General features: G+C 68.9%; 19 protein-coding genes, 2 tRNA genes and 1 pseudogene. 8 read left to right on the top strand and 14 right to left on the bottom strand.

Annotation, left to right across the window (positions count from 1 at the left end; translation table 11 throughout):
* Positions 1–330 precede the first annotated feature (330 nt).
* On the bottom strand, positions 331–537 hold the full coding sequence (locus ABCR94_RS04590) for a hypothetical protein (protein ID WP_347117703.1): 207 nt from the start codon (positions 535–537) through the stop codon (positions 331–333).
* Positions 538–710: 173 nt separating this feature from the next.
* Between ABCR94_RS04590 and ABCR94_RS04585 the strand changes: the two genes are divergently transcribed.
* The 3 genes from ABCR94_RS04585 (at position 711) to ABCR94_RS04575 (ending at position 2,961) form a co-directional block, all read left to right on the top strand.
* Positions 711–1,469: a DUF6879 family protein gene (locus tag ABCR94_RS04585; RefSeq protein ID WP_347117701.1), complete on the top strand. Its 759-nt coding sequence runs from the start codon at positions 711–713 to the stop codon at positions 1,467–1,469.
* Positions 1,470–1,484: 15 nt separating this feature from the next.
* On the top strand, positions 1,485–2,336 hold the full coding sequence (locus tag ABCR94_RS04580; RefSeq protein WP_347117700.1) for a helix-turn-helix domain-containing protein: 852 nt from the start codon (positions 1,485–1,487) through the stop codon (positions 2,334–2,336).
* Between the two features lie 286 nt (positions 2,337–2,622).
* A complete protein-coding gene (locus tag ABCR94_RS04575; protein ID WP_347117698.1) occupies positions 2,623–2,961 on the top strand; it encodes a hypothetical protein in 339 nt (112 codons plus the stop codon).
* Here ABCR94_RS04575 and ABCR94_RS04570 read toward each other — a convergent pair.
* Positions 2,941–3,657: pseudogene (locus ABCR94_RS04570) on the bottom strand (ISAs1 family transposase); the annotation flags it as partial. The gene ABCR94_RS04575 and the pseudogene ABCR94_RS04570 overlap by 21 nt on opposite strands.
* A 519-nt stretch (positions 3,658–4,176) precedes the next feature.
* Here ABCR94_RS04570 and ltrA point away from each other — a divergent pair.
* The gene (gene ltrA / locus ABCR94_RS04565) at positions 4,177–5,442 is read left to right on the top strand and encodes a group II intron reverse transcriptase/maturase (protein ID WP_347117696.1); all 1,266 of its coding nucleotides are present in this window, start codon (positions 4,177–4,179) and stop codon (positions 5,440–5,442) included.
* A gap of 33 nt (positions 5,443–5,475) precedes the next feature.
* Here ltrA and ABCR94_RS04560 read toward each other — a convergent pair whose 3' ends face one another.
* Together ABCR94_RS04560 and ABCR94_RS04555 are read right to left on the bottom strand one after the other, a co-directional pair.
* A complete protein-coding gene (locus ABCR94_RS04560; RefSeq protein ID WP_347117695.1) occupies positions 5,476–6,057 on the bottom strand; it encodes a transposase family protein in 582 nt (193 codons plus the stop codon).
* 717 nt (positions 6,058–6,774) lie between these two features.
* Positions 6,775–8,040: a bifunctional DNA primase/polymerase gene (locus ABCR94_RS04555; protein ID WP_347118454.1), complete on the bottom strand. Its 1,266-nt coding sequence runs from the start codon at positions 8,038–8,040 to the stop codon at positions 6,775–6,777.
* A 113-nt stretch (positions 8,041–8,153) separates the two neighbouring features.
* Between ABCR94_RS04555 and ABCR94_RS04550 the strand changes: the two genes are divergently transcribed.
* The gene (locus ABCR94_RS04550) at positions 8,154–8,696 is read left to right on the top strand and encodes a helix-turn-helix domain-containing protein (RefSeq protein ID WP_347117694.1); all 543 of its coding nucleotides are present in this window, start codon (positions 8,154–8,156) and stop codon (positions 8,694–8,696) included.
* Positions 8,696–9,865 (top strand): tyrosine-type recombinase/integrase, encoded by a 1,170-nt coding sequence (locus ABCR94_RS04545; protein ID WP_347117692.1) that lies wholly within the window; start codon positions 8,696–8,698, stop codon positions 9,863–9,865. Before ABCR94_RS04550 ends, ABCR94_RS04545 begins: the two co-directional genes overlap by 1 nt.
* Positions 9,866–9,975: 110 nt before the next feature.
* Here ABCR94_RS04545 and ABCR94_RS04540 read toward each other — a convergent pair.
* Positions 9,976–10,048 (bottom strand) — tRNA-Arg (locus tag ABCR94_RS04540).
* Between the two features lie 240 nt (positions 10,049–10,288).
* Positions 10,289–10,379 (bottom strand) — tRNA-Ser (locus tag ABCR94_RS04535).
* Positions 10,380–10,589: 210 nt separating this feature from the next.
* On the opposite strand from ABCR94_RS04535, the gene ABCR94_RS04530 reads away from it, so the two are divergent.
* Positions 10,590–11,060 (top strand): SSI family serine proteinase inhibitor, encoded by a 471-nt coding sequence (locus ABCR94_RS04530; protein WP_347117690.1) that lies wholly within the window; start codon positions 10,590–10,592, stop codon positions 11,058–11,060.
* Between the two features lie 261 nt (positions 11,061–11,321).
* Positions 11,322–15,473: a PAS domain-containing protein gene (locus tag ABCR94_RS04525; RefSeq protein WP_347117688.1), complete on the top strand. Its 4,152-nt coding sequence runs from the start codon at positions 11,322–11,324 to the stop codon at positions 15,471–15,473.
* 93 nt (positions 15,474–15,566) lie between these two features.
* On the opposite strand, the gene ABCR94_RS04520 is transcribed toward ABCR94_RS04525, so the two are convergent.
* The 8 genes from ABCR94_RS04520 to ABCR94_RS04485 form a co-directional block, all read right to left on the bottom strand.
* Positions 15,567–17,219, bottom strand: a complete 1,653-nt coding sequence (locus ABCR94_RS04520) for a long-chain fatty acid--CoA ligase (protein WP_347117686.1) — start codon at positions 17,217–17,219, stop codon at positions 15,567–15,569.
* A gap of 224 nt (positions 17,220–17,443) precedes the next feature.
* Positions 17,444–17,986 carry a SigE family RNA polymerase sigma factor gene (locus ABCR94_RS04515; RefSeq protein ID WP_347117684.1) on the bottom strand — a complete coding sequence of 181 codons (543 nt, stop codon included), beginning with the start codon at positions 17,984–17,986 and terminating at the stop codon, positions 17,444–17,446.
* Between the two features lie 175 nt (positions 17,987–18,161).
* Positions 18,162–19,091, bottom strand: a complete 930-nt coding sequence (locus ABCR94_RS04510; RefSeq protein WP_347117682.1) for a DUF1906 domain-containing protein — start codon at positions 19,089–19,091, stop codon at positions 18,162–18,164.
* Between the two features lie 52 nt (positions 19,092–19,143).
* Positions 19,144–20,310 carry a lipid-transfer protein gene (locus ABCR94_RS04505; protein ID WP_347117680.1) on the bottom strand — a complete coding sequence of 389 codons (1,167 nt, stop codon included), beginning with the start codon at positions 20,308–20,310 and terminating at the stop codon, positions 19,144–19,146.
* Complete coding sequence (locus ABCR94_RS04500) at positions 20,307–20,786, bottom strand: MaoC family dehydratase (RefSeq protein ID WP_347117678.1); 480 nt, start codon at positions 20,784–20,786, stop codon at positions 20,307–20,309. Before ABCR94_RS04500 ends, ABCR94_RS04505 begins: the two co-directional genes overlap by 4 nt.
* Complete coding sequence (locus ABCR94_RS04495; protein ID WP_347117676.1) at positions 20,783–21,982, bottom strand: acyl-CoA dehydrogenase family protein; 1,200 nt, start codon at positions 21,980–21,982, stop codon at positions 20,783–20,785. Before ABCR94_RS04495 ends, ABCR94_RS04500 begins: the two co-directional genes overlap by 4 nt.
* Before the next feature lies 1 nt (position 21,983).
* On the bottom strand, positions 21,984–22,901 hold the full coding sequence (locus tag ABCR94_RS04490; protein WP_347118453.1) for a bifunctional MaoC family dehydratase N-terminal/OB-fold nucleic acid binding domain-containing protein: 918 nt from the start codon (positions 22,899–22,901) through the stop codon (positions 21,984–21,986).
* A gap of 37 nt (positions 22,902–22,938) precedes the next feature.
* Complete coding sequence (locus tag ABCR94_RS04485; protein WP_347117674.1) at positions 22,939–24,174, bottom strand: acyl-CoA dehydrogenase family protein; 1,236 nt, start codon at positions 24,172–24,174, stop codon at positions 22,939–22,941.
* Between the last annotated feature and the right edge of the window lie 115 nt (positions 24,175–24,289).

Below are 24,289 nucleotides of genomic sequence, written 5' to 3'. Positions count from 1 at the left end.
GCGGTGCGGGCGCCTTGCGGATCCCGTTCCAGCGAGGGCTACTTGGAGCTTGGCTGAAGCGGGTGTCTTGGGTGGAGTCCTGGCGGTTGTAGCCGTGGCAGAGACAGGTGCAGCGGTGCACGAGCAGGAGTCCGGCGCCCCAGGGCAGAGGAACGTCCTCCGCCTGGCCACACTCCGCGTGCAGGTACTCGTAATCGAGGCGGAGAGCGACAGCGCACTCCGGAGACAACGAGGCGGTCTCGGTGGTGGGATCGCTCATCGCACTGCCCTCAAGACCCGGTGGTGAGGGCACGCACAGGGAGGGAATTCCTGCCCGAGACTTGTCGCCGATCATTTCTCGCCGCCTTGTCGGAGCGCCTCTGCCAGCCGCTTGGCGACGTCGGCACGTACGCGCCCTAGCTCCACGAGCCCAAGAGTGGGCGAGCCGGCATCCACTGCGAGCGACGGCAGCACTATGCCTGCCTGAGAAAGGGCCGACCTCAGACACTCGGTGGCCACGAAAGGATCGACGTCCTGCGCCTGGTGTGCTCTAGCCATGAACGCGACGGTAAGGAGGGGGAGTTATGAGACGCCATGGAAGTTGCGCGAAGTTGCTCTCCCTCTCGACGAAGTTGCGTAAAGTTGCCAATTTAGGCCGTCAGAACCAGAAGCGCAGGGCGTTGGCCTCATGGAAGCTTGAGAGATCAGTCCCCTGACGGAAGGACGTGATCATGACCCGACGGCTGCGTTGCAACGGCACGGGCAGCGGCGTCAACGGATGCCCGTCCATTCATGAAGACCTCGACACCGGTGAGGTCATCGTGCACGGCCCTGCCCTCACAGACCCTGACGACATCGCCCAGCTCCGGCACCTGAACGAGGGCGAGGTACCCATCGTGGTGCCGCGCGAGCTGCTGGTCGACTTCGGCCCGAAGGAGGTCGTCCGAGTGCCGAACATCATCGGGCTGGACGAGTTCGACCGACTCTTCACGCAGTTCGAGCACACGGCGTGGCGCCTTGAGACCCGCCGTAGGTACGCGTCTGACGAGCTCACGGACACTTACGCCCAGTTCATCCAGGGCGAGCCGGTCAACTGGTGGGGAGTTGACGCGGAATGGTGTGCAGAGCGCCGTGAGCAGATTGCGCTCGGCAAACGGTTCGAGCGTGTCCGCATGGTCGACAACCCGCCGACAGCTGGCCAGCTCTATCTACTCGACAACGCGCGTCGCAACAGCGCCGTCGGCGAGAAGATCCTCAGTCTGTGGCGAAAGGAAGCCGACGGCCTTGGCCTGCGTACAGAAGATTTCTGGATCTTCGACTCGCGGCTGGTCGCTCTGCTCAACTTCGACGACGCCGACAACTTGGTCAGCGTCGAGCTGATCACGGAGCCTGCAGCAGTACTGCGGTACGCCATGGTGCGCGACGCGGTGCTGCATCATGCCATCCCGTACGAGGAGTTCGCGGCCCGGTTGACCGCGAAGGAGGACTGAGACAGGTGCGTACCGGTGAGCACGGACTACCAACAGGCGCGGCAAGCACTCGGGGTACGGCTGCGCGAACTCCGGCTCTCCGCCCCTGGGGGCCGGCTCACCGGTACGGAGCTCGCCGAGCAGTACGGGTGGAACAAGTCCAAGGTCAGTAGGCTGGAGAACGGCAGGCAGACTCCCACACCCGATGACCTGCGCAAGTGGGCGGAGGCAACCGGCCAGACCGAGGCCTACGACGAGCTAATGGCGCGCCTCCGCGGCTTCGAGTCCCACATTCGGTCATGGCGGCGACAGCTGGCCTCGGGACACAAAGCGGTCCAGGACACCCACTTGAGCGCTCATGCCGACGCCTCCGTGTTCCGTGGCTGGGAGTCCTCCATGATCTTCGGAATTCTCCAGACGCCGGACTACGCCCGATCGATCTTCACGAGATACGCAGAGCTCCAGCGCTCGCCGCGCGACACCGAGGAAGCAGTACAGTCCCGCATGAAGCGGCAAGAGGCGCTGTACGACTCCTCGAAGCGTTTCCATCTCATCATGTGGGAGGCCGCCCTTCATGCCTTGATCTGTCCGCCGTCGGTACTTGCGGCCCAGCTCGACCGCCTCGCAGGAGCCGTCGGCCTGGTCACCGTAGAGCTAGGGATCATCCCGATGTCCGCCTCGCTCAAGATCCCCCCGGCCACAGCCTTCTGGATCTACGACGACCGCCAGGTGATCGTCGAGAACTGGCACGCGGAGTTGTGGATCGACGACGAAGCCAGCGTGGACACCTATCTGCGGACCTGGAAGACGCTCCGGGAGTCCGCCGTGTATGGCGTCGACGCCCATAACCTCATCAATGCAGCGAGACGGACGTTGAACTCACGCTGAGTCCATCACGTCCGAGAGATAGCAAGTGCGTTCCAGAATCCAGGGACGCGCTCAGCTCACTTAGCAAGCGACCGGAAGAACGCCGTTGCTGACATCTGCCGTGCAGGCGGTGCAGGCGCCTGCTGCTGAATGTAGGCCGCCTCGGCCGCCGTTTGCGGTCTGGCCCACGAGGAGGCGGTGACCGGCTCCTGGGGCCCGCTCGGCGCTTCGGGTCCCTCCGGGCCACCAGGACCGCCTTTTTCATGGGGATCCACCAGCCGTCGGTGCACCGACGCACGTTACTCAGGTGTGTGAAGTCTTTGCCCTTGTACTCGACTTCGACTTCCAGCACCTCATTGACGTGCTCCGGACCAACGATGAATCCGTAAGTCCTGTGCGGCCAGTGGTGGACTGTCCACTCGTACTCTGCGTCCTCCGGCCTGAAGGTGAGCTTGCGAAAGGATCTCCCGTTGCGGGCACGCTTCTCCTCCACCTTTGTCAACCGTGCTTCGAAGGAGGGCGGTACAACTTCTCCACAAACCTTGTGGAAGACCTCGGGACTGATGCCCAGCTCCTCGTAGACGATCTCTTCGATGGTCGCCTCTCGGCCAGGGCTGATGCGTTCTCAGATTTCGAGATCGAGTAGTTGGAGTGCGTGGTCGGGTCGTGACCGGTAGTGGTCGGTCGCGGCGGCGATGTTCGCTCCTCCCTTCTGCCGGATGAGGCCGATGGCGAGGTTGCGGAAGGTGGCCATGGCGCGTGGTGCGGTGCCGGTACGGACGCGGGAGGCGTCCTCGGTAAACGTCACGTCCCTGACGTGGTGCAGGGCCTCGACCTGCCAGTGTCCGCGGACGAGCTCGGCGAGCCTGTCCGGGTCGGCCTGCTCGGGAGCGAGGCTGGTGACGGCGTAGACCGTTGTGATCGTGGTCTTGCCGGTGGTGCGGCTGGTGCGGCGGCGTTTGACCTCGATTCCCTGGACAGCGTGAGGGAAGAACAGTCCGGGCTTCACGGTGCAGACCTTCAGCCGGCGGATCTCGCGGCGTCCGTGCCCGTTCTCGCGGACGCGGTGCTGGAGCGGGATGTCGCGCCAGGGCAGCCGGCGCATCTGGCGCCGGAGGTTCTTCTGGTTGCCCTTCACGATCAGGATGTAGTGGCCGCCTCGCTCTCGGATCTGCTCCGCGTGGCCGGTCTGGGTGTGCATCGCATCGGCGGTGACGATGTAACGGCGCAGGTCGAGCCGTTCCAGCAGCGGGGCGAACGCGGGGATTTCGTTGCGTGTGTCCTGAATACGTAGAGGAGCTGGTTGTAGGAAAGCTGCCTTGAAGTAGTGCTGTACGGGAGATGAAGGTGTTTGGCCCTTCGGAGCCGCCCTGCGGGGGAGGCTTCAAACCGCCTCATGCTGCGCTAGCTAATGACTGTCGTGGTGAGCGATTGAGGAAAAGGCGTCGTAAGAGGCGTCAGGTGGGGATCAGGAAGACGAACGCAAGTGAATCGTTGCTGAAGTGTCGAAAGATTCTTAGACGACATCAGAACCGGGACGTACAACGGGTTCCGGGATGAGCCTGGCGGGTGCCCGCTTATTGGCCAGGCGGTGTCCGGCATGAAGACGACGTGAGCCTGATCTGCCGCTTCCGTACGGAACAGGAGAAGGCGCTCCTCGGCACTGTCTGCCCTGGTAGGGGTGGCGAGAGGGAGTGTCCCAAGCGGCTGAAACCGCGAGGGATCGAGTACCGATACGAGGCGCGCCGGCGGACCGGCTCGTAGTAGTGATGAAGCCTCTGTAATAGAGGTGGAGCGAAGGGGTCGGGCTATTCGTGACGTTGTGTATCTAGACAACCGGACGCTCTCCGGGAGGAACTATATGGACACGTTGAAGTCAACAGGCAAGCCGTTTGAGATCTCGAAGCGGGAAGTCTGGGAGGCATACAAGGGAGTTAAGGCGAACAAGGGTGCGCCCGGTGTGGATGGGCAGTCCCTTGAGGACTTCGACAAGGATCTGAAGAACAATCTGTACAAGATCTGGAATCGTATGTCGTCCGGGACGTATTTCCCGCCGCCGGTACGTGCGGTGGAGATCCCCAAGTCGTCGCCCCGCGGCGGCTCAAGGATCTTGGGCGTGCCCACGGTGGCCGACAGAGTTGCCCAGACCGTAGCCGCCAGGCACCTCATGGACCGGGCCGAGCCCGTCTTTCATGAGGATTCCTACGGCTACCGGCCGGGGCGCTCGGCGCTGGATGCGGTGGAGTCCTGCCGACGACGCTGCTGGAAGAAGGACTGGGTGATCGAGCTTGACATCCAGAAGTTCTTCGACAGCGTCCGATGGGACCTCATCGTCAAGGCAGTGGAAGCGCACACCGATGCCGTCTGGGTGATTTTATATGTGAAGCGATGGCTCCAAGCGCCGCTTCAACTGCCCGACGGGACCTTGCAACAGCGGGACCGTGGAACCCCACAGGGATCAGCGGTCTCGCCCGTGCTCGCGAACCTGTTCATGCACTACGCGTTCGACATGTGGCTGGCCCGGGAGCATCCCACCGTCACGTTCGAACGGTATGCAGACGACGCCGTCGTGCACTGCGTCACTGAGCGTCAGGCCCGCGAAGTGCTGGCCGCGCTCACGGACAGGATGGAGAAGGTCGGGCTGCAACTGCACCCCGACAAGACCAGGATCGTCTACTGCCGGGACGGGCAACGCCAGGGCTCCTATGAGCACATGGAGTTCACCTTCCTCGGGTACACGTTCCGCGCGCGCAAGTCGCAGGACAAGTGGGGCAGGCGTTTCCTGTCCTTCGAGCCTGCAATCAGCAAGGACGCCTTGAAACGGATCAGCGGGGAAGTGCGCAGCTGGCGTCTTCACCGACGGTCCGATCTCTCCTTCGTGGAACTCGCCCGACGGATCAACCCGATCGTGGCGGGTTGGGTCAACTACTACGGCCGCTTCTACCAATCGGCCCTGACCCCCCTCCTACAGCGCATCAACGCCTACCTGGTGCGATGGATCCGCAAGAAGTACAAGCGGCTCGCGGCGCTGCGCAAGGCCCTTTCGAAGATGCGGGACATCGCCCAGCGATACCCCCGTATGTTCGCGCACTGGAAGGTGACCACCGCAGCGTCCTCAGCCTGGTGATCAGAACGGCAAGAGCCGTGTAAAGAGAGATCTTTACGCACGGTTCTGCGAGAGCCGGGGGGTGAAACTCCCCCCGGCTACTCGACTCTTGGCGGCGATCTGTCGCTGGGCGATGGCCGCCTGGCCCTCGTGCAGGACGGCGGCGAGCAGATGAACGGCCGACTGGGTCCCGTCGCGACTGCCCCGCACTGCCTTGCCGTCGACCGCCAGCCCGGCCAGCTCCGGGCCGGCGTTCTCGACGGGGTCGCGTGAGAAGCGTTCCAGCCAGGCACCGACGGCATCATCGAGCGCGTCGCCGTCGATCCGGGCCAGCAGACGGCCAAGCGTCGTGGCGCGCGGGAGACGGGTCAGTCCGAGCCGTGCCCGGACCTCGCAAGGACTGTCGATGGCGAACCGTGCGGTGCCGGCCAGCGTGGTGGCGCCACCCAGGACCGCCAGCAGACACAACCCGAGCAGTGCGCCCAGCTGGTAGCGGCGGCCGCGAACACGCCGGGGATCGGGCAGCCGGTCCAAGACGTCGGCCAGCGAGGAGAGTTCAGGACCGTCAGGCAGTGGGCAGGGCAGGCCGGCGTCCTTGCGGTGGCGATGCAGGACACCGATCAGGGAGGATGGCACGCGAACGCGACCCCTGTTCATGATCAAAGGCTTCAAGGACCTTGATCATCGGGGGTCGCGTTTCTCGTTCCCCAACCGGGCCAACCACCCGAACCGCCACGTACACAGGCGATCAGCTCATCTCGCCAGCTGAGAACGCATCAGCCCTGGCCTCTCGGCCAGCAGAGTTCATGATTCCCAACCTCCAGTAGATGGCTCCGCCCTTGCGCGTCAGGACGCAGGAAGCAGCAGTCGCTGCAGGCCCTTGAGAGCGAGCATGGACGCCGACCGTCCCCAGGATCTCGGGGATGTCGGCAGGCAGACGCAAGCAACGCCCGCGAGACTGTGCACGGCAGCGCCAGCGAAGAGCGTGCTGAGCCGGCAACCCTCTCAGGCGAGCGAGGCCAGGGCGGGGAGCGGGAGCGTCTCGGGGTCGTGGGCCTGGTGCGGCTGATCCGGGCAGAGGTGGTGGATCCCGGGTGTAGGGGGTGGTGGGACGTCCCCTACAAGCCGTCCCTGGTGGTGCGTCAGACGCCCTCCGGCGCCCGGCTGTAGAGGTCGTCGAGTCAACATCCGCAGGGAGGCCACCTGGGCCCCTGCAGGCGGGTCCTGGAAGTCGCCGCGTCATCCAGGTGGGCGGGCCTGGGTCTCCTCGGCGCGGGGACGGGTTCTGCGGGGCGCTGGTGGGCTTGCGGCTCCTTGCTGATGAGCACGGAGTGCTCCTATGCGGTGGTCGGGCTAGGCGGCCACGACTGGGAGTTCGGGCTGGTTGCGCTTCATCGGGACGCCGTGGGTTTGGGCGTACTCGACCCGGGCCAGGCGCCGGGCTAGACGCTCGCGCTCAAGGCGGTCAAACTCCTGCTGTTTGCGTCCGGCGGTGCCGTGCTTCTCGGCGACGTTTTCCAGAAGCTCTCGCCAGTTGTCCGCTCGTCGGTACGTGTAGCCCTCCCGTACAACCAAGCCGAACTCGACCAGGCGAAGGAGGTTCCGGCGGGCGCTGCGCGAGGAGGTGTTCAGCTCGTGTTCGGGCCGACTCCTGGTCTTCGAGGTGGTGAGCTGCTCCAGGTAACGCCAGGACGAGCCCAGGGCCTGCCACCGGCTGGCGTCGTGAGAGGGGTCAACCCGGCCAGGCGTCAAGGTGGCCAACTTTTGACCCCCACCAAACACAGAGTCTGCTGTGGGGCTGGTGGGGGTCAGAAGGTGGCCACCTCTGGCCTTCCCGTCCAATCCTCTGATGACCTGTGGGGGGATCCGAAGGTGGAAGGAGTTGGCTAGGGTGCCGGAGGTCTTCTTGACTCCTACCAAGGAAAGGAGCGTGTCCCTCGCGATCAGCCTGCTCAGGGAGTTGGTGATCGTGCCACAGCTCACCGAGGCAAGGATGGCCAGTTCCCCACGGGAGACGGTGACCTGCTTGTTCCTTCGGACCACAGCCAGGTTCTGGACGCAGGTGATGACCTTCCTTGGAGAGGAGGGCAGGGTGGCCACGTACTCCTGGGTGATCTCGATGTGCTCCACCGGGGAGAACCCGAGCGGCTCAACATGCTGCATCCGGTACCGCTGGATGTCGTCCAGCAGCCACCCCAGCGGATCTGACTTGCTCCGGACCTTGCTGGCCAGCGGGTAGGCCAAGACCAGACTGGTGATTTCCATGTCCTCCATGCCGACCGACAGCGACCACCGGTACACCCGGAACAATGCCTCGTTCCTCTGCCCGTAAGGAGCGTGCAGCGCTGCCAGCACCCGCTTCGGGAGGCACAGGTCCGACGGTTCGCTCTCCGGCGCCTCACCGGCCATCTCCTGCAGCCATTCCGGAGCGGGGGCGATCACGTCCGGGACGCTCATGTACCGGCGCCCGGAGGGGTGCGCTGACGGAGCGGCGACTACGTACCCGCCCTCCGCACGAATGTCGAGTCCTCTGTCTTGAAGGAGCGCGACCGCAGGCGTCGGTCGGCCCGGTAGAACCAGTGCCGCCCGCCACCGTCGCGACCGGTGACTTGAGACCAGGTAGAGGGGAAGCCGTGAAACTCGCCAAACTCACCACGTGAGACATCCTCTTAATAAGGAGGGCGCCACCGCCACCGCCAGCGCCAGCGCCAGCGCCAAAGGGAGAACACCGCATGCCCTGGACCAAGGACCCTGACACCTGGGCGCACCTCGGAGCCGTGGTCCGTGCTGAACGCGAGCGCCACGGGCTGCTGCAGGAGGAACTCGCTGACAGGGCCGGTGTCTCTGTCGGCAGCGTGCGCGGTGCCGAGAAGGGCCGCGTACCCAGGGGGCTGCGCTGGCCGCAGAGCCTGACACAGATCGAGAAGGCTCTGGGATGGGGTGTGGGCAGCATGCAGGCGGTCCTCTCGGGCAAGGAACCGAGCCGGCTCGAACTCGGCACCAACGAGCCCGAGCCGGAGCCCGCGCAGGCCCCAGCCACCACTGGGCAGGTCAAGTTCCGCACCGTCGGCTGGTTCCGTGAGCACGGCCGCGAGCTGATGGAAGAAGCCCTGCCCCCGGTGAACCAGTTCGGCCACCTGTGCGCCCTCCTGGATGCACCGCAGCAAGCCGTGGACGCCTACGACAGGGCCGTCCGCGAGCTGGTTGACGCCGTCAGCGATGCCCAAGGGTGGCAAAGCTGGGCGCCGTTCGGAGAACAACAGGAAGAAGGCTGATGCCAGATCCCATCAAGGGAATAACGCTCGACGACGGAACGGTCCGCTACCGCTTCGTCATCGACGTCGGCAAGGACCCGCAGACGGGCAAGCGCAAGCAGCTCACCGTCACCAAGGACACCAAGAAGGAGGCAGAGGCCGAGTACACCCGGATCAGGCATCAGCGTTCCCAGGGAACGTATGTCGCGCCCTCGAAGATGGCCGTCGAGGCGCTCGTCGACGCCTGGCTGGTGGAGGCGACCAAGGACGTCGAGGCCGCCACGAAGCGTTCCTACGAAGACGCCATGCGCTACGTCCGCACCCGCCTGGGGAAGAAGCCCGTGCAGGAGCTGACCGAGGACGAAGTCGACGCCTTGATCACCTGGATGCTCACCAAGGCCCGTCGCATCGGCGGCAAACCCGGCACCGGCCTGAGCGTGCGCACCTGCGAGCTGACTCTGGGCCGCCTGCGTGCCGTTCTCGAACTCGGCATCCGGCGCCAGGTCCTCACGAGGAACGTCGCCCAGTACGTGAAGATCCCGCGCGCCGCCCGCAAAGAGGCTCGGAAGAAAAAGAAAGAGAGGAAGCCCTGGCACGAGGATGAGGTCAGGACCTTCCTCACGCACTGCGCCAACACCCCGCTGCACGCGGTGATGCTTCTGTCCCTGGTCGGCCTGCGCCCTGCCGAGGTCGTCGGCCTGCGCTGGATGGACATCGATCTGGAGCACGGCACTGTCGGTGTCGAGATCACGCGCACGCTGGTTGCAGGCAAGGTAATCGAAAAGGACACCAAATCGGTGGCGGGAGACCGCTGGCTCCCGCTGCCCCTGGTCGTCCTGCAGGCGTTGAAGGCCTTCCATACCCGCCAGCTGCGCGAGCGCCTCAAGGCGGGCGACGGGTACGAGGCGTCCGGCCGCGTCGTGGTCGACGATCCCGGCAAGGACTGGAGGACGGACAAGCTGCGGCGCGAGGCGTACAAGCTCATGGCCTCGGCCAGCGTCCGCAAGACCCGGCTCTACGACGCGCGCCACGCCTGCCTGTCGTGGATGGCGAACAACGGCGTGCCGGACACGGTCGTCTCGGCGTGGGCCGGTCACAGCGACCTGTCCTTCACCAAGCGGACGTACGTCCACCCGGACCTTCAGTCTCTGAAGGCGGGCTCGGAGAAGCTGATGGAACTGCTCGGCTGAGCTGTAATCAAACAGTCACGGACAGCGACGCGTGAGATTCTGTGAGACGTCAACAGAAAGGCCCCGACCTCCACTTGGGAGAATCAGGGCCCTGACCTGGCGTTTCTCTGTGCACTCGGCAGGATTCGAACCTGCAACCTTCTGATCCGTAGTCAGATGCTCTATCCGTTAAGCTACGAGTGCTTGGCGTCCGGGGCGTTTCCTGCCCCGTCGGCGTTGCGAGAACAACATTACATGACCTGCGCCGCCATACGAAATCCATTAGCCGGACCCCGTCTGAGCTGCGGAAACAGCCTTCTGCGCGGCCCCCGAGCGAGCCCCTGAAGAGCACCCGAACGGCCCTGTGCGGTGCCTGCGTGGTGAGGGACGGCCGTGGACGGCCGAAGCCCCGGTCCTGGGGACCGGGGCTTCGGTGATCACACGCGGAGGCGGAGGGATTTGAACCCTCGATGGGTTTTAAAACCCAAACCGCATTAGCAGTGCGGCGCCATAGACCGGACTAGGCGACGCCTCCAGCACACGCTCTCGCCTGCGCGAGTGGGTGCGTGCAGATGATGTCACAGCCTTGCGGGCTGTCACCAATCGCTTCCCACGGTACTAGGCGCCCCGGCCGCAGAGCAAAACCGTTCCTGTGGCGCAACGCCAAGGGCTGTGGAGCGTTAGTAGGGAGCAGGGAGTCCCGTCCCTTCGTGTCCCCACGCACCCCCACGCCCCAGGAGCCCGCATGCTGCGCCGCCTCGTTCTCACCGCCGCCGCGTCCCTCGCCGCGCTGTCCGTCACCGCGCCCGGCGCCATCGCCGCCGGCGGTCCCCTCCCCGTGCCGCTGCTGCACTCCGGGGAGGACCGGCTCACCGTGACCACCTCCGAGACCGGGGACCCCGCCGCGGACGCGACGTACACGCTGGAGTGCGGGCCCACCGGGGGCAGCCATCCGCGGGCGCAGGCCGCCTGTGACCGGCTCGGGGAGCTGGCCGGGCAGGGCGAGGACCCCTTCGCGCCCGTGCCCGAGGGGCAGATGTGCACGCAGCAGTACGGCGGGGCCGCCACCGCCCGGGTCACCGGGAGCTGGCAGGGGCGGCCCGTCGATGCCGTCTTCGGCCGCGGCGACGGCTGCGAGATCTCCCGCTGGAACACGATGACCCCGGTGCTGCCGACGCTTCCCGTCGCACCGGTGCTGCCGTACGCGCGTTCCTAAAACGGACACAAGAGCGGTCCGGGGAGCCCTTCCGGCAGCGGTTTCGGCCCCGGCTGCGGGGGACTCGTACCAGGTCACGGCGGGTGTGACAGGCCCAGTTGTGCGCCCGCGCGCACACAACCTCGGTGAGAGCTCCCCCTCATCCGCCGTCGCGCGGCCATCGCCTGCCTTTAGACTCCCTCCAGTGACAGCACGCGGCCCCAGGGGCAAGATGGGAACGGCTGTCGGCAAGGTGCGGTACGTCAGGGAGGAACAGTCGTCGTGAGCAGCAGGCCATCCCGAGGCGCTGCTCGCCTCGCGGCGATACTCGACGCGCTTCCGGACGGGCTGTTGCTCGTCAATTGCAACGGCACCGTCGTGAACGCCAACACCATCGCCCTAGAGACGTTCGAGTCGCCGGGCACCGGCCTTGTCGGGCGCGGGCTGCTCGATCTGCTGCCGGGGTTCGACTCGAAGCTGATCCCGGGGTCGATGCGGCGGGCGGACGGCGCCGACGAGCAAGGGCGTACGAAGCCGACCAGGATGATGGCGCGGCGCACCGACGGGACAGAGCTCCCGGTCGAGGTGACCAGCGCGAATCTGGCGGACGGCCGCGACGCCTTGCGGGACGCGCAGCACGACCGGCAGAGCTTCACCGGCGACGAGCTCCTGATGCTCGTCGTGCGGGACCTGTCGGGCGCCATGGACACCGAGGCGGAGCTGGCCCGTTCGCAGCGCCAGACCGAGATGATCCTGCGGGCCGCCTCCGAAGGTGTGGTCGGTACGGACACGGACGGCAGGGTCGTCCTGGTCAATCCGGCCGCCGCGCAGATCCTCGGGTACCGGGCGAGCGACCTGGGCGGCAAGGAGCTGCACCCGCTCGCCGTGCACTCGCGCGCGGACGGCACCCCCTTCACGTACGAGGAGTCACCGCTCGCCGACACCCTCAAGTCCGGTCGTAAGCACCGGGTGCGCGGGCAGGTGCTGTGGGCGAAGAACGGCAAGGCGGTTCCCGTCGACCTGACGACCGCCCCGGTGCGTGACGGCGACCAGCTCGTCGGCGCGGTGATGACCTTCACGGACCGCCGCCCGTACGACGAACTGGTCGAGGAGCACGCCGAAGCGCTTGCACGGGAAACCCGGCTCCACGACGAACTGGTCGAAAAGCACACCGAAGCGCTCACGCGGGAAACCCGGCTCCGTGACGAACTGGTCGAAAAGCACGCCGAGGTGCTCGACCGGGAGACCTCGCGGTACGAGGAGATGGCCGGCCGGCAGGCCCAGCTGACCGCCGTCCTGGGCGACTCGCTGCGCGGGCCCCTTGAGGAGCTGCGCGGCGAGCTGGGGACGCTCGCCGCCGACCCGGCGGGCCAGCTGTGGCCCGAGGCGAATCAGATCCTGCACCATCTGACCGCCGGATACGCGCGGATGACCACCCTCGTCGACAACGTGCTGGGCTTCCAGCGGCTCATGGCGGGCACGGTCCAGTTGGACAAGCAGAAGGTCCTGCTCGACGCGGTCGTGGCGGCCGGTGTGGACGGTGCGATCGAGCTGATCGGGCCGGGCCGCGCGCAGTTCGCGGTGCATGCGCCGCCGATAGAGGCCGAGGTGGACGCGGTACGGCTGGCGACAGCTCTCGCGCATCTGGTCGCCGACGTGGCCGGGATCGACTCGACGGGCAAGGCGCCCGCAGCGCCGGCCGGTGGCGGGTACCTGGACTCGACAATCGTGGTCGCGGCGGCGCAGCGCGGTGACGTCGTACGCATCGAGGTGCGCGGGCCGTACGCCGGGGGAGACCCGGTGCACGAGCCCATCGTGCGGGGCATCGTGCAGGCGCACGGTGGGGTGCTGCAGACGCATGAGGTGCCGGGGATGGGCGGGAGTGCGTACGTACTCGAAGTCCCCCTCGGCAACGGTGCGGGGACGGTCGCTGTCGCGGTGCCGCAGCCGACGCGCCGGGACGACACGCCCACCTCGGCGCAGCTGCCCGGTCAGCAGACGGGCACGGACGGGGCCGGGCGGCGCGCCCGGCGGGCCTCCACCAACGCGTTCCTGGGCAACGAGCAGCACGAGAAGAACGAGAGCGGGGAGAACGGGGAGAACAGTCAGAACGGGCGGCCGGGCGAGAACCTCGCTGTCGGTGCCGACGGGGAGCCGGTCCCGCCGACCGGTCGGCGCAGGGCGCGCCGTGGTACGCCGGACGAGTCCGGTGGCGGTCAGCAGGAGCGTATTCCGGCCCAGAACTCGGGCGAGACCTCCGGGCCCGGCTCCGGAGGCACGGGCCGCAGGCGTGGTCGGCCCAGCCATGTCGAGGAGCCGACGGGCGGCGGCAGTGGCGGCAGCGGTGGCGGAGTCGGCAGTGATGTGGAGCTGCGCGCCATCGCCCCCGCCGGCCGGATCCCGGCGCCCGCCGAGGGCTCGGTCGTGACGGCCGCCGAGGGGGCGCACGGCACCGGGCGCGCGGCGCTCGGCGAGACGGTGCCGCCCCAGGGCGTGCCCACCGATGTCCCGATCCCGACAGGGCGCCGCGCACGGCGTGGTGGGGAGGGGGCGTACGAGGGCCCCCGCGCGCTCCCCGCCCTGCCCGCCGCGCCCCCCGCCGGGAGCAACGCCCAGCAGCAACAGCAGGCGGCCGGACGGCGTGCCCGGCGGGCGCTCGCCCCGGCGCAGGAGCGGTCCGAAGGGCACCCCCAGGGCCAGACACAGAATCAGACACAGGGCCAGGCACTGGGCCAGGGCGGTGCGCGGACCGCGTTCGCGCTGCCGCCGGCCGAGGCCGACCGGGTGCCGCCGACGGCCGGTGCGGCGGACGCCTCGCTGCCGGGTCGCCATGACGCCGTACGGTCCGATCCCAGCGCCGACCACACCCCGCCGCAGCCGCATCCGGTGACCAACCCGACGGGGCGGCGCAGGGGGCGGCAGGACGGGCCGCAGCAGCCCGCACGATCCGCCCAACTCCCCGGCGAATCCGTGCCACAGGACGCACAGAACCCGCAGAGCGCACAGAACGCACAGGCCGCCTACGGCACACCCGCCGCACCCGCCGCCCACGACACCGGCGCCGCTGTAGCCGCGCCCCAGAGCTGGGCCGCAGCCGGCGGGACGGCTCCCGTCGGGGCCACCACCACGGCGATCGGGTCGACGCAGACCTGGCCCGCTTCGGTGAGCGGGGGCGGCCGCGAGGACAACGAGGACAGTGACGAGGAGCGCGGCAACGGCAGGAACCCCACCCCCTTCGCCCCCGGCCCCGCCCCCGGGCACCAGCAGCCGCGCGCCGCACAGCCGTTGCCCCCGGCCCAGCCGCTGCCCGCCGAGGCTCCCGCACCCGCGCCGATGCCGGCCGACTCGACGCAGGGGCGTGCGTTCAGCGTGCGCACCCTCGGGCAGGGCATGCCCTTCGCGCAGCAGATCGCCCAGCAGCAGAACCAGACGCTCGGCTCCGGCCGCCGCCGCAAGCTCTCCGAGCGGCAGCAGGCGGAGCCGTCCCCGGCGTCCCCGTCCGCCGAGACCCCCGCACCGGACGAGCCGACCGCCCCCCGCCCGCATCCCCAGGGCCCGCCCCAGCAGCGGATGTCGGCGCAGGCCGAGGGGCGGGCGTACGCGATAGGAGCACCCGACGAGGGCTCCGAGGGCCCCGAGCCCCTGGACGGGCCCAACGGCGCCGTGGAGGTGGCCAACCGGCCCCAGCCGCAGCCCGTCGACGACGAGCTGCCCCCGGAGCCGCTCGACAACCCGCGCCGCCTGCTGGTCTGGCCGGCCCCCGATGTCTCCACCCAGCAGGCGCTCAGCGACCGCGGCTACCGCCCGGTGATCGTGCACTCCCGCGAGGAGGTCGACGCGCAGATCGCCGCCTTCCCCGCGGCGCTCTTCGTCGACCCGCTGACCGGGCCGATCACCCGCACCGCGCTCCAGTCCCTGCGCCAGGCGGCCGTCGCCGCCGAGGTCCCTGTGCTGGTCACGGCCGGTCTTGGGCAGGCGACGCGCGAAGCGGCGTACGGCGCCGATCCCGCCGTACTCCTGAAGGCGCTCGCGCCGCGCGACAGCGAGCAGCACCCGTCACGCGTACTGCTCATCGAGGAGAACGAGGAGATCGCGCTCGCCCTGACGGCAACGCTGGAGCGGCGCGGTATGCAGGTCGCACGCGCGGCGACGGACACCGAGGCGGTCACGCTGGCGACGCAGATGCGGCCGAACCTGGTGGTGATGGACCTGATGCAGGTACGCCGCAGGCGCGCCGGGATCGTGGACTGGCTGCGTGCGAACGGGCAGTTGAACCGCACCCCGCTGGTCGTCTACACCTCGGCCGGCCTCAGCGAGAACGAGCTCCCCCGGCTCGCCTCCGGCGAGACGGTGCTCTTCCTCGCGGAGCGCTCCACCAGCAGCGACGTACAGGGCCGCATCGTGGACCTGTTGGCGAAGATCGGCACCAACTGATCCGTACGTACGCGAACATCGCGCAAGACGGTAGAAGGGCCCCGCACCAGGCGAATTCGCCTGGTGCGGGGCCCTTCTACCGTCCGGACACCCCTAGAGCTGCGTGACGTCCAGTTCGCCCGCCGCGTACTGCTTGCGGATCACCTTCTTGTCGAACTTGCCCACGCTGGTCTTCGGGACCGCCGGGATGATCGCCCAGCGCTCCGGCAGCTGCCACTTCGCGATCCGGCCGCCCAGGAACGACTTCAGCTCCTCGTAGCCGGCCGTCGCCCCGTCCTTCAGCACCACGGTCGCCAGGGGCCGCTCGCCCCACTTGTCGTCCGGCACGGCGACGACCGCCGCCTCCGCGACGTCGGGGTGGGCCATCAGCGCGTTCTCCAGCTCGACGCTGGAGATCCACTCGCCGCCGGACTTGATGACGTCCTTGGCGCGGTCGGTGAGGGTGAGGAAGCCGTCGGCGCTGATCACGCCGACGTCGCCGGTCTTGAGCCAGCCGTCCTCGCTGAACTTGTCGGCGGGCTTGAAGTCCTCGCCGCCCGCACCGCCGTAGTACGCGCCCGCGATCCAGGCACCGCGTACCTCCAGCTCACCGGCGGACTCGCCGTCCCAGGCAAGGGCCTCGCCGGCCGGGCCCTTCAGCCGCGCCTCGACGCCGGCCGGGAAGCGGCCCTGGGTGATGCGGTACGGCCATTCCTCGTCGGCGGTGAGACCGGCGGGCGGGTTGGCCATGGTGCCGAGTGGTGAGGTCTCCGTCATGCCCCAGGCCTGGCAGAGCCGCACACCGAGCTTGTCGTACGCCTCCATGAGCGCCGGCGGGCAGGCCGAGCCGCCGATGGTCACGGTCGCCATCGAGGTGAGGTCGCGCGGGTTGGCGGTGACTTCGGCGAGCAGACCCTGCCAGATCGTGGGGACGGCCGCCGCGTGCGTCGGCTTCTCGCGCTCGATCATCTCGGCCAGCGGGGCGGGCTGCAGGAAGCGGTCCGGCATGAGCATGTTGACGCCGGTCATGAAGGTGGCGTGCGGCAGGCCCCAGGCGTTGACGTGGAACTGGGGCACGACCACGAGGGTGGTGTCCTTGTCCGTCAGGCCCATCGACTCGGCCATGTTGACCTGCATCGAGTGCAGGTAGATGGACCGGTGCGAGTAGACGACGCCCTTGGGGTCGCCGGTGGTGCCCGAGGTGTAGCAGAGGGCGGCGGCGGTGCGCTCGTCCAGCTCCGGCCAGTCGTACGTGGTGGGGCGGTCCGCGATCAGCGCCTCGTACTCGTGCACCCGCACGCTCGGCCCGACACCGTCGAGCAGCGAACGGTCACCGGGGCCCGACACGATCACATGCTCGATGGTCGGCAGGTGCGGGAGGATCGGCGCGAGCAGCGGCAGCAGGGAGCCGTTGGCGATGACGACGCGGTCGGCCGCGTGGTTCACGATCCAGATCAACTGCTCGACGGGCAGCCGAAGATTGAGAGTGTGGAGCACGGCGCCCATGGAGGGGACCGCGAGATACGCCTCCACGTGCTCTGCGTTGTTCCACATGAGTGTCGCGACGCGCTGGTCGCCGACGACTCCGAGTTCGTCGCGCAGAGCGTTCGCGAGGCGGCCCGCCCGCTCGCCGACCTCGGCGAAGCTGCGGCGGTGCGGCTCGCTCTCACCGGTCCATGTGGTGACCTGTGAGCCACCATGGATCGTCATTCCATGATTCAGAATGCGGGTCACGGTCAGTGGTACGTCCTGCATGGTGCTCAGCACGGCGTCCTCCCGGTGGGCAGCGGGTCTGGGGGCCACCTCAGAAGGAGGGGCCGCGGCAGTAAGGTTGCGCTGATTCTGCGCACGTACCACGCGGTATGTCACTACTTCGAGAGTAATTCGGGAGTAATTCGCGAGCAGTTCCGGAGTCGGCGCGAGCAGTTCGGGAGCAGGTTCGAGAGCACGAGTCCGCTGCGGGTCCGGGGAATCCGGCGATTCCCGGGAAATCAGCGGACCGTCGCCAACTCCGGGTCCTCGCGGAGCTTGCCGAGGGCGCGGGACACCGCGCTCTTGACCGTGCCGACGGACACCCCGAGCACCTCGGCCGTCTGGACCTCGCTCAGATCCTCGTAGTAGCGCAGGACGACCATCGCGCGCTGTCGTTCCGGCAGCTTCAGGACCGCGCGCCACATCGCGTCGTGCAGCACCTGCTGCTCGGCGGGGTCGGTGGCCGGGACGGCCTCGGGCTCGGGCAGTTCCTCGCAGGCGAACTCGTCGACCTTGCGCTTGCGCCACTGCGAGGTGCGGGTGTTGAGCAGGGCGCGGCGGACATACCCGTCGAGGGCCCGGTGGTCCTCGATGCGGTCCCAGGCGACGTAGGTCTTGGTGAGCGCGGTCTGCAGCAAGTCCTCCGCGTCGCACGGGTTCGCGGTGAGCGAGCGCGCGGTACGCAGCAGTACGGGCCCCCGGGCTCGTACGTACGTGGAGAACGAGGGGTAGGGCGTCGGCGTCGCTGCCTTGGATGCGCTGGTGCAGACAAGCGTGGTCATAGGTCCAAGCTAGGAGCGGGCACTACCGTTGCGGATCGGCCCCAGGTCCCGAAGGTGGGTCCGCCTCAGGTTGTAGAACGGGTGCCTGCCCCACCTCCTGAAGGTGGAGGGAGTACGCCTTTCCGTAAGGGTCGGATCTCGGGGGTGCGTGGAACAGGCGGGGCTGCTTCGCAGGTCAGCGGCGGATGCGGGCGACAGGGGCGTCGACTTTGTTGCGGTCGATGCTGATGCGGCGGCCGCCGTGCTTCTCCGTCGCGTTGCCGGCGTACTGGTGGATCCGGCGGTGCGGGTGCCAGGCGCGCGGAGACAGTGACCGCTCGCCGTACAGGGACGGCGCGGTGTGCCAGCGGGCGAACCACATCACCGTGGGCAGGTCCTTGACCCCCGCCCTGCGGGCGCCCTCCACGTGGCGCACTCCGGAATCGGCGCTGCTGTAGAAGCCGGGGACGTACCCGTAGTGGCGCACTGTGCGGTTCCAGCCGCGCACGAAGTCGAGGGTGGTGCGGGCGCAGCGGCTGTTGCGCAGGTCGTACGCCTCCATGTCGAGGTAGAGGGCGCTGCCCCGGTCCATGCCGTACGCCTTGGCGCGACGGACGGCGTGCGCGCCCTCCCGCTTGCCCTGGCGCCAGGGGGCGCGGCCCATCCTGACGGCCTTCTTGTTCCTGGCCAGCACGCAGGGCGACTGCGATCCGACGAAGACGGGCAGCACCCGCCAGCCCATCTCGTCCACGGCCGACACCCAGCGCCTGCTGAGGTTCGGCTGCTTGCGGCAGGCGCGACCGCGGCCCGCGTAGTAGACACCGACGGCCTGGTAGCGGGAGGAACGCCAGGCCCGCATGGTCGCGAGGGAGGGAGCGGTGCAGGTGTCGAAGGCCCAGCCACGGAAGTACAGGGGGCGGGGCACGGGGGCGGGAGCGAGGGGCGCGGGGGCGGGCATGGGGGGCGCGGGGGCCGGAGCGGGCGCCTGTGCGGGCGCGGGTACGGGTACATGCGCCCGTGCCGGTGTCTGCGTCGGTGTCTGCGCCGCTGCGGTCGGCACGCCGATCGTGACGGCCAGCACGAGCGCGTATCCGAGGAGGCGCGATGCCCACAGTCGTAGGTTCATAGGGAGAGTCAAGGTGCCTCCCCCGGTGCCGAGGGCCTCTCACACCCCGCCCTCAGCCATCCGCACCCAAGATCAACCCGGACGTGGGAACCCCGGTGCCCGCCGTGACCAGAGTCGTGGCCGCATCGGGCACCTGGTTCACCGAGGTGCCGCGCAGTTGACGGACCGCCTCCGCGATGCCGTTCATGCCGTGCAGATACGCCTCGCCGAGCTGACCGCCGTGCGTGTTCAGCGGCAGACCGTCCGCGGCGACGAAGTCCGCGGCCTCGCCCGGGCCGCAGAATCCGAACTCCTCCAGCTGCATCAGCACGAACGGCGTGAAGTGGTCGTAGAGGATGCCCACATCGATGTCGGAGGGGCCGAGGCCCGACGTCCGCCAGAGCTGACGGGCGACCACATCCATCTCCGGCAGCCCGGTGAGGCCATCGCGGTAGAAGCTGGTCATCGCCTCCTGGCGGCGGCCCGCGCCCTGCGCCGCCGCCGTGATCACGGCCGGCCGCTGCGCGAGGTCCCTGGCGCGCTCAACGCTCGTCACCACGACCGCCTGCCCGCCGTCGGTCTCCTGACAGCAGTCGAGCAGCCGCAGCGGCTCGACGATCCAGCGTGACGCGGCATGATCGGCGAGCGTGATGGGCTTCCCGTAGAAGTACGCCGCCGGGTTCCGGGCGGCGTGCCTGCGGTCGGTGACGGCGACATGGCCGAACGCCTCGGGCGTCAGGTTGTACGTATGGAGATAGCGCTGGGCGGCCATGGCGACCCAGGAGGCGGGGGTGAGCAGCCCGAACGGCAGCGACCAGCCGAGCGCGGCGCCCTCGGCCGATGGCTCGCGGTGCTGCACCCCGGAGCCGAACCGACGCCCGGAGCGCTCGTTGAACGCCCGGTAGCAGACGACGACTTCGGCGACTCCGCTCGCCACCGCGAGGGCCGCCTGCTGAACGGTGGCACAGGCCGCGCCGCCGCCGTAGTGGACGCGGGAGAAGAAGGACAGCTCGCCGATGCCGGCCGCCTGGGCGACGGTGATCTCGGGGTTGGTGTCCATGGTGAACGTCACCATGCCGTCGACATCGGCCGGGGTGAGCCCGGCGTCGTCGAGGGCCGCCTGCACGGCTTCGACGGCCAGCTTCAGCTCGCTGCGCCCGGAGTCCTTGGAGAACTCGGTCGCCCCGATGCCGACGATCGCCGCCTTCCCGCCCAGGGTGTCGGCTCCGCGTACGCTCATCGGTCCCCTCCCGGGACGGCCGACCGGACAGCCGACCGGACAGCCGACATCGTGGCCTGCACGGTGGCCGACACGGTGGCGAGCAGGGATTCGGCGGGCAGGGCGACGCGCACGGTTCCGGTGACATGGTCGCCGACCCCGTTGGCGCCGACGACCCGCACCTCGGCGGTGCCGTCCTCGTCGATCGACACCACGGTGCCCGTGAGCACCATGGTGTCGCCGGGGTAGTTGGGGGCACCGAGGCGGATCTTCACGGCGCGCAGCCGGGCCTCGGGGCCGAAGTGGCCGGTGATGTAACGGCCGACCAGGCCATTGGTCGTCAGGATGTTCATGAAAATGTCGGGGGAGCCCTTCTCCCGCGCGGCCTCGGCGTCGTGGTGCACGTCCTGGTAGTCCCGGGAGGCGACGGCGCCCGCGACGATCAGCGTGCGGGTGATCGGGATCTCCAGCGGTGGCAGCTCATGCCCGACTCTCATACCGGCTTCTCCTCCTGGCCCAGTTGGTCCGGCTCAGCTTCCGTAGCCGTGTCCCGCTCGGCTTCCGTTGCCGTGTCCCGCTCGGATCTCATTGCCGTATCCGCCAGCAACCGCCCCAGCTCCGCGAGGACTTCACTTCCGCAGCCCAGGTACGCGTCAAGCTGCCGGCCCCACAGGAAGTGCCGATGGACGGGATGCTCAAGGTCCGCACCGGTCCCGCCGTGCAGATGCTGCCCGGCGTGCACCACCCGCTGCCCCGCCTCCGACGCCCACCAGCCGGCGGTCAGCGCCTGTGCGGCGAACGGCAGGCCCGCGTCGTGGCGCCAGGCGGCCTCGTACGCCGTGACGCGTATCGCCTCGGTGTCCATATACGCGTCGGCGGCCCGCAGCAGCACGCCCTGGTTGGTGGCGAGCGGGCGGCCGAACTGCTCGCGCGTGGAGGTGTGCGCGACAGCCCGCGCGAGGGACCCCGCGCACACTCCGGCCTGCAGCCCCGCGAAGGCGGTCCGACTCGCCGCCAGCACCTGCTCGTACGCCTCGGGCCCCGGCCCGCCCAGCCGTTCGCCCGGCGTCCCGGTGAGCGTGAGCCGGCCCGCGGACCAGGGTGCGGTGGTCTCCACCGGTTCGACGCCCACGGTCGCGTCGGCCGTCGGTACGAGCCAGAGCCCCCGGTCCGCATCGGGGACCAGCACCCACGTGGCGTCACGCAGCCACGGCACGACGGGCACCGTACCGGTCAGCCTCGCGCCGGGCGCCGAGCCAGTCGGCCCCGAGCCGTTCGGCTTCGCGCCGGGCGTCGCCGTACCGTTCGGCGTCCCGGATACGTCGGCCCGTATCGCCCCCCGCGCGGGGAACGCCCCGGCCACCACCACCGTGCCCGCACCGATCGCGGGCAGCAGCCGGGCCCGCTGTTCCGGCGTGCCGTGCGCAGCCACCGCGAGCAGCCCGTACACGCAGGTCGCCGCGAACGGGACCTGCGCAGTGGTCCGCCCCTGCTCCTCAAGCAGCAGCACCAGGCCGAGCAGCCCCGTCTCCTCGACCGCCGCGGGCAGCCCGGCCGCGCAGAGTTCCTTCCACAGCCCGGCGTCCGTGCCGGTCCCGGCCGCGGTCAGCCTCTCGTGCGTCGACAGATCCCCGAATATGCGCGCCGCGAGCTCGCGCGCCGCCGCCTGCTCCTCGGTGGGTGTGAAGTCCATGTCAGCCCGCGCCCCCTCTGAAGACCGGCAGCTCCAATTCCGCGTCTACGCGCATGAATTCGAGCTGTACGGGCATGCCGATGCGCACCTTGTCGTAGGGCACGCCGACCACATTGCTGACCATGCGCACGCCCTCGGCGAGTTCGATCAGCCCGACCGCGTAGGGCGGGTCGAAGGCCGGGAACGCCGGGCGGTGCATGACGACGTACGAGAAGACCGTGCCGGTGCCGCTCGCCTCGACGGTGTCCCATTCGGCCGCGCCGCACGCGTTGCACCCCGGGAGCCAGGGGAATCGCAGTGTCCCGCAGCTCTCGCAGCGTTGGATCAGCAGTCGGTGCTCGGCGACCCCGGCCCAGAACCCGGCGTTGTCGCGGTTGACGACGGGCCGGGGCCGAGCCGCCTTCGTGGACTCCGCGGACTGCCGTTTCCGGTCCGCCTGCGCGTACTTGAGGATGCGGAAGCGGTGCGTACCGGCGAGCGCCCCGTCGGCCCTGACGTCCATCCGGGTCGTGACGAAGTGCCCGGTGCCCAGCTTGGTCGTCTTGCGCCCGGACACCGACTCGATCACCGCGTCGAACGTGACGCGGTCCCCGGGCCGCAGGTCCCGCAGGTACTCCTGCTCGCAGTCGGTCGCGACGACCGAGGTGCACCCCGCGCCGTCAAGCAGCTCGAACAGTTCGTCGTACGCGCCGGACCTGCCCGTGTGCCCCGAGAGGCCGCCCATCGTCCAGGCCTGCAGCATCGTCGGCGGCGCCACCGCACCCGGCCCCCTGTACGCCGGGCTGTTGTCGCCCATCGCCTCGCACCAGTGCCTGATCATGGGCTCGTTGACGGCGTCCTTGCCGACTCCGGAGGTCGCGGCGGGCTGCCCCTCGTACGCCTTCAGCCGCGCGTGGAACCTCTGGAGCTCATCAAGCATCTGGAGCTCATCCGGCATCCGGAGCTCATCGGGATCGTCACTCATGGCCCGCCCCCTCCACGGCCTTCGCCCGTTCCCGCTTCGGTCTGCGCATGCCGAGCCGCATGGTCGCCACGATCTCCCGCTGCACCTCGCTGACCCCGCCCCCGAAGGTGTTGATCTGCGCCGCCCGGTTCATCCGCTCCAACTCCCCGTCCCCGAAGGCTCCCTGCGAACCGGACCGCACCAACCCGGCCTCACCCGTGACCTCTTGGCACATGCGGTACACCGCGACCGCCGATTCGGTACTCATGAATTTCACGCCGCTCGCATCACCCGGCGCGAGCGCGTCCGCCCCCACGTCGCCGACCAGCCGCCAGTTGAGCAGCCGCACCGCCGCGAGCCGGGCGTACGCCTCCGCCAGCCGCGCCTGCACCCAGGGCCGGTCCGCGGGCCGCTCGCCGGTGTCCGGGTCGGGGGTGGCGGCGTACGCCAGCGCCTGGTCGTAACAGTCCTCGGCCTGCATCCCGATCGCCGCGAGCGCCACCCGCTCGTGGTTGAGCTGGTTGGTGATCAGGCCCCAGCCGGCGTTCTCCTCGCCGACCAGATTCGTGACGGGCACCCGGATCCCGTCGTAGTACGTGGCGGTCGTGGTCAGCCCGCCCACCGTCTCGATCGGCGTCCATGAGAAGCCCGGCGCGTCCGTCGGCACCAGGATGATCGAGATGCCCTTGTGCTTGGGGGCGGCCGGGTCCGTACGGCAGGCGAGCCAGATCCAGTCGGCGTTCTGGGCGTTGCTGGTGAAGATCTTCTGCCCATCGATCAGCCACTCACCGCCCTCGGCACCCTCACTGTCCTCACCGTCTGGGTCTCCGCCCTCGCGGCACGCGCGCGTGCGGAGTGAGGCGAGGTCCGTACCGGCGGACGGTTCGGTGTACCCGATCGCGAAGACGATCTCGCCCCGCAGGATGCGCGGCAGGAAGAAGTCCTTCTGCGCGGCCGTCCCGTACTTCATCAAGGTGGGTCCGACGGTGTTGAGCGTGACCATCGAGACGGGTGCGCCCGCCCGGTACGCCTCGTCGAAGAAGACGAACTGCTCATCGGCCCCGCGCCCCTGCCCGCCGTATTCGACGGGCCAGCCGAGCCCAAGCATCCCGTCGGCGCCGATCCGCCGGACCAGGGCGCGTTGCTCGGCCGGATCCTCGACGCGTCGCCCTTCCGGCATGACCTCACGGAAGTACGAACGGAGTTCTGCGCGCAGCTGCCGCTGGCGCGCGGTGGGAGCTAGATGCACGGCGGCGGCCTCCGACGGCGTTACGGATCAGGGTTTCTGACTGTCCGTCAGTTCCGCGTGCGCTGTCAAGGTCGAGGACCTTGCCCATCGCGCTGCCGCGCCCGCCCGCCGCTTC

It is taken from the genome of Streptomyces changchenzhani, from assembly GCF_039766235.1.
In the GTDB taxonomy this organism is placed as follows: Bacteria; Actinomycetota; Actinomycetes; order Streptomycetales; family Streptomycetaceae; genus Streptomyces.
This window is presented reverse-complemented; position numbering and strand designations above follow the sequence as displayed.

Bases quoted from the DNA above. Each gene is read 5' to 3' on its own strand.
- ABCR94_RS04590 (WP_347117703.1), bottom strand. From the start codon at position 537: ATGGCTAGAGCACACCAGGCGCAGGACGTCGATCCTTTCGTGGCCACC.
- ABCR94_RS04585 (WP_347117701.1), top strand. From the start codon at position 711: ATGACCCGACGGCTGCGTTGCAACGGCACGGGCAGCGGCGTCAACGGA.
- ltrA (WP_347117696.1), top strand. From the start codon at position 4,177: ATGGACACGTTGAAGTCAACAGGCAAGCCGTTTGAGATCTCGAAGCGG.
- ABCR94_RS04550 (WP_347117694.1), top strand. From the start codon at position 8,154: ATGCCCTGGACCAAGGACCCTGACACCTGGGCGCACCTCGGAGCCGTG.
- ABCR94_RS04545 (WP_347117692.1), top strand. From the start codon at position 8,696: ATGCCAGATCCCATCAAGGGAATAACGCTCGACGACGGAACGGTCCGC.
- ABCR94_RS04530 (WP_347117690.1), top strand. From the start codon at position 10,590: ATGCTGCGCCGCCTCGTTCTCACCGCCGCCGCGTCCCTCGCCGCGCTG.
- ABCR94_RS04515 (WP_347117684.1), bottom strand. From the start codon at position 17,986: ATGACCACGCTTGTCTGCACCAGCGCATCCAAGGCAGCGACGCCGACG.
- ABCR94_RS04510 (WP_347117682.1), bottom strand. From the start codon at position 19,091: ATGAACCTACGACTGTGGGCATCGCGCCTCCTCGGATACGCGCTCGTG.
- ABCR94_RS04505 (WP_347117680.1), bottom strand. From the start codon at position 20,310: ATGAGCGTACGCGGAGCCGACACCCTGGGCGGGAAGGCGGCGATCGTC.
- ABCR94_RS04500 (WP_347117678.1), bottom strand. From the start codon at position 20,786: ATGAGAGTCGGGCATGAGCTGCCACCGCTGGAGATCCCGATCACCCGC.
- ABCR94_RS04495 (WP_347117676.1), bottom strand. From the start codon at position 21,982: ATGGACTTCACACCCACCGAGGAGCAGGCGGCGGCGCGCGAGCTCGCG.
- ABCR94_RS04490 (WP_347118453.1), bottom strand. From the start codon at position 22,901: ATGCTTGATGAGCTCCAGAGGTTCCACGCGCGGCTGAAGGCGTACGAG.